We start from the raw sequence: 3,266 nt of genomic DNA on the forward strand, positions 1-3,266 counted from the left end.
CGCGGGACCTCAACGCAGCACAAAATATTTTGGCCCTCGGACTAGATGGCCTGGGAACAATCCCTAGAAGCCCTCGCCTTTAGGCGAGGGAGTAGTCACACTGCACAATCCGTTCCAAAGATTAATGTTTTTGGGTGCGAAGAGTCACAATAGAGCCAAGGATAATCAAGGCAATACCCACAAAAGCGCTCAGAGGAAGCGTCGCACTTCCAAAAAGCACATCAAAAAAATAGGCAAAGGCAACACTCGAGTAGAGAAGAGAGCTCACCTGAACCGCTTTGGCATGGCGGTAAGCCCGCGATAAAAAAAGCTGATAGATAATCGCCACAATAGCAATCAAGACAAGGATTCCCCAACCAAAAAGGGTCGGGGTTTTCCAATTAGTGGCAAGGGGAACTGCAGCTAGGGGCAATGATAGAATGAGGTAGAAGAAGGTAATCCGCTCGGGAGGTTCACTTTTTGTTAGACGGCGGATCGTGGTAAATGAAATTGCTCCAAAAAGGCCAGCGGCAAGACCTACCAAAGAGGCGATATTGAACATGTGACTGTCGGGGCGGAGAATCAGAACCACCCCCAAAAAACCCATAACAAGACCGATCCAGGTGTTTTTCGTCCACTTTTTTTGGAACCAGAGATAGACCACAATCGGAATAAAAAGGGGTCGGGTGTAGGTAAGGAGGACTGCATCGGTCAGGGGAAGGTAGCGGAGGGCAAAGTAGAGACAAAACATTGAAGAGAGGGAAGCAAATGCCCGGAGCATATGGATAGGAAAGATCTTTGTTCTCAGCTCTTTTAAAGAGCCGAGCTTAAATGAAGCGATGGGGAGGAGGATCATCAGCCCAAAGAGCTGTCTAAAAAAGATGAGGAGCGTAGTGGGAAGAAATGCTTCAGCCCACTTTACCGTAAAGGCAAGGGTAGCATAGGAAAGGGCTGCCAAAAGAGAGTAGGTAACGGCTAAGGGGGTACTTGCATGTCTCACAGCGGATAGTTTAACCCTTAATCGATTTCTCTTCTACGGGTTTCTTGGGTTTTTTCAAAATCTTTTCGGAGCTCCTGGAAGTTGGAGATTAAGACTCCAAAATCACTTTTCTTAAGGGCTAAGACATCGACAGCGGTGAGGCAACGGACCGTGGCGAGGCGGGACTTTTGGTTGAGAAGGGCCATCTCCCCAAAGTATTCCCCTTTTCCCAGCTTTGCGATTGTCTTTTCCTCTTTCCCTTTGCCTGAAAAAACCTCCACCTCTCCATCGACAATAATATAAAGGTAGTCACCAATGTCTCCCTCGTGGAAGATGATTTCATCGGGTTCGAAGTGGAGCTGAGCGATCCCTTGAGTGGGAGCCATCTTGATCTGAACCGCTTCGATCGGGATCATCGTATCGAGCATCCACGAAAGGGCCACCTTGACTTTTCGGTCGACTCCGGGAAGTTTAGCCCAGTAAATCGCCCGCCACATCATCCAAGCCAAAAGACCCGAGAACTTAAATTTTCCAAAGAGTTCTGCGACCGCTGACTGGTGGCCAAGAGCTCCCATCATCCCAAGCGCTTTAAAGCGAAACTCTTTTTTCTTTCCTACCGAAAGGGATGCTGCAATGTTATGGGCAAGGACCTTGGCTTGCCGGATTGCAAATTGGGCCGTAGGGGGACAGAGCCCTCCCTCCTCTAGGTTGGGAGTTGCTGCGCAGTCGCCAAGCGCCCATAGATTCGAGTGGCCATCGACCTGCATCCCTGCATCGGTGACGACCTTCCCCTTTTGTAAGTTAAGAGGGAGGGGTTCAATCAAAGGATTAGGGGAAGAGGGGACGGTAGAGATCACCGTTTTGCAGGGGATTCGCTCACCCGTATCGAGGACGGCCTCTTCAGGAGTTGCGGTTTTAAGGTGGGTATTGAAACGGATTTCAACCCCCCGCTTTGCAAGAAGTTTGCCTGCATAAGAGCCCAATGATTCCGGCATTTCCTTGTCCATCAAACGGTCTTTACTGTGGATGAGGTAGACCTTGATTTGTTTCGGGTCGATCGAAGGGTATTTCTTTGCCTGTTTGCGAACCAGGTCATTCACCTCAGCAACCACCTCCGTTCCCGAAAAGCCTCCCCCTCCAACCACAAAAGTGAGCAGTTTTTCTTTGAGTTTCGGACGGGTTTCATTGGCTGCTGCTTCTAACACATCGATGATCTGGTTGCGGATCGCAATGCTATCAGCGAGGTTTTTAAAGGGGAGAGCATGTTCATGGATCCCTGACATTCCGCGGAAGTCGGTCACCGTCCCCAGGGCAAAGACCAGGTGGTCGAAAAAGACCTCATAAGGAGCATGAGAATATTTTGGAGCGAGGAACACTTTTCCCTGCTCAATATCGATCGAGTCGACCTCGCGCACATAAAGGTTGGTCTTTGGAAGGAGTTTTCTAAGGGGATTAATCGTATCGAGAATACCCAAAGAGCCCCCGACAACCTCAGCAAGCATCGGCTGAAAGACAAAATAGTTTTCCCGGTTGACAATCGCGATCTCAAAAGGCTCTTTAGCCTTGCGCAGCTGTTTTTCTAAATGCATCGCCGTGTAGGCACCCCCAAATCCTCCCCCAAGAATCAAAACTTTTTTCATTCGATCACCTCACCCTCCTTCTACTGGAGCTGTGATTTATTAGCCAGGGGTGATCTGGAGTTTGATTTCAAGGATGCTTTCGGTAAGAACCGGCTCTCTCGGAACCCGAGCTGATAGGGGCTCGATGCAGACAAACGATGCCGCTTGCGGCTGGTAGACCTGGCAGGAGATTTCCTCCTTCGAAGTGGTATTGTAGTCAATATGCAAAGAGTATGCTTCGGTATCGAGATGGATCTGGTAGTCATGATCGGTCGGCCCTTTTTTTTCTGGGAGAAAACCAAAGTCGGCCTCTTGCGGTAAGGAGAAAGAGAGGTGATTTTCCTTCCCTTCGGTCTACTCTTTAGGAAGGGGCTTCCATCCTTCGTTATCGCGGTAGGTCTTTTGGACTGTGCCATGGATCAGCCCCTTGTTTCCACATGCATAGTAATAGTGGAGGCCCATTAATGAGGGTTTTTCGCTGGCAACTTTATCACCTGCGTCGAAAAACTCGGTCCTTTAGGGCCGAGATGAAAGGCGCAAATACTCACTCTATTGGTTTTTGCTGGTTTTCAATATATTGCCTGATTGTTGAGATAGCAGCTCCTCCGCAACTACCAGCAAAATAACTTAGGGACCAAAAGTTATTGCCCTATAATGCCTTTTGAACTGAAGGATACCCTTTTTTTCGA

At 48.9% G+C, this 3,266-nt stretch carries 3 protein-coding genes and 1 pseudogene; all 4 read right to left on the minus strand.

Annotated elements, in window-relative coordinates:
* Nucleotides 1–121 precede the first annotated feature (121 nt).
* Entirely contained in the window at nucleotides 122–979 is an 858-nt protein-coding gene (locus tag NEPTK9_RS09915; RefSeq protein ID WP_194848546.1) for an EamA family transporter, read from the minus strand.
* A gap of 17 nt (nucleotides 980–996) precedes the next feature.
* The gene (locus tag NEPTK9_RS09260; RefSeq protein WP_194848547.1) at nucleotides 997–2,598 is read right to left on the minus strand and encodes an FAD-dependent oxidoreductase; all 1,602 of its coding nucleotides are present in this window, start codon (nucleotides 2,596–2,598) and stop codon (nucleotides 997–999) included.
* A gap of 39 nt (nucleotides 2,599–2,637) precedes the next feature.
* The gene (locus tag NEPTK9_RS09265) at nucleotides 2,638–2,805 is read right to left on the minus strand and encodes a hypothetical protein (RefSeq protein ID WP_194848548.1); all 168 of its coding nucleotides are present in this window, start codon (nucleotides 2,803–2,805) and stop codon (nucleotides 2,638–2,640) included.
* Nucleotides 2,806–3,121: 316 nt separating this feature from the next.
* Nucleotides 3,122–3,266 (minus strand): annotated as a pseudogene (locus NEPTK9_RS10075) (transposase); the annotation flags it as partial.

Source organism: Candidatus Neptunochlamydia vexilliferae (assembly GCF_015356785.1).
Lineage (GTDB): Bacteria > Chlamydiota > Chlamydiia > Chlamydiales > Simkaniaceae > Neptunichlamydia > Neptunichlamydia vexilliferae.

Coding starts and splice junctions, on each gene's coding strand:
- NEPTK9_RS09260 (WP_194848547.1), bottom strand. CDS start 2,598: ATGAAAAAAGTTTTGATTCTTGGGGGAGGATTTGGGGGTGCCTACACG.